Consider the following 1,228-nt stretch of genomic DNA (forward strand, 5'->3'; position numbering starts at 1 on the left):
AAAAAAGCTGCACTATGCGTGCAGCTTTTTATGTATTTGCTTTAGAGGTAGAAGTTTTAAAGCATGAAAGTGTCCTTACGGCTTCTATAACCATAATAGCCAAAAACACTGGAAATAATGGCGCCTACCAGACTTCCTAAAAAGCCCCACCACCCCATATTGGAGGCTGTTTTTGTGGCTTTAGTTGCAGTGTTTTTTGCTGCCTTGATCGTATCCTCAAGATTGTCTGAGAGTGTTTCTGCCTGTTCTTCAAGGGCTTTGATGGCTTTTTCGGTTTTTTCCTCTGCGCTTTGATAGAGTTGAACAGCATGGTTGGCTGCTGTTTGTGCATCCGCACGGGTCATGCCATCCTTCATAAGCGCGTTGATGATATCACTTCGATCAAATTTTGTTGTGAGATCTTCTACACGATCAGACAGGCGCTCACCAAGATTTTTTAAAGTGGTGCGATAGTGAGAAGGATCATTTTTGAAAGCTTTTATCGCAGAACCAATATCATTGAGTGCAGCTTGATAGGTTTGTTTCAAGCGATCAGGGTTGAGAGCAGGAATGTCACTTTTATTGAGAAGGGAGTGCAATTCACTACCAAGTTGGTCAAAATTGATATCATTGTCACTATTTTTTGCAAAAAACTTTTCAAGACTTTCACTGTTTAATTTTGCAAGTATAGGGGAAATATTGTTTTTTAGGCTGTCTACGGTTTGTTGGACCATGGAGCTGTTTTCTAAAGCCGTTTTAGCTCCTATCTTTGCTGTACTAGAAACCACGTGGATGGCTTGGAGGGTCATCAGCAATGTTATGAGAGCCCAAGTGAGAAAGCCATGAAGAATCCCTGATGATTCAGCAAAACGTCCAGCTACAAAGCCTCCCAAGGCTAGGCTAATCAGTGTAACGATAACGGAACCCACGCCAAAGGAGAGGAAAGAGCCTTCAAATGGGGATGAAGAAGTGAAATCCATTTGGCTTAAGCCTAAAGCTGCGACCAGAAAAGAGAGGCAGATTGAGGTGGCAAGAGCCGTCACCAGTCCCGCAAAGATTGCGGACCATGAAATGGGTGTGTGAAAGAATGAATACTTTTCTTCTAGAGTTGTTTCTCCTAAAAAATTCGTATCAAATGGTGTGTTTTCAGGAATGCGAGTTTCCATGTTTTATCTCCTTGAATATGCTGGAGATACAATGCCTTTTTGCTAATTATGTTCCAAAAGGGATAAAGAGCAGCTAAAAAGGA

1 protein-coding gene is annotated in these 1,228 nt (G+C 41.8%); it reads right to left on the minus strand.

What is annotated here, in order from left to right:
• Nucleotides 1–56: 56 nt before the first annotated feature.
• On the minus strand, nucleotides 57–1,145 hold the full coding sequence (locus ACFIK1_RS09830; protein ID WP_375637057.1) for a DUF3792 domain-containing protein: 1,089 nt from the start codon (nucleotides 1,143–1,145) through the stop codon (nucleotides 57–59).
• Nucleotides 1,146–1,228: the final 83 nt, after the last annotated feature.

The organism is Bartonella sp. OC16QHHD (assembly GCF_042194035.1).
GTDB lineage: Bacteria > Pseudomonadota > Alphaproteobacteria > Rhizobiales > Rhizobiaceae > Bartonella.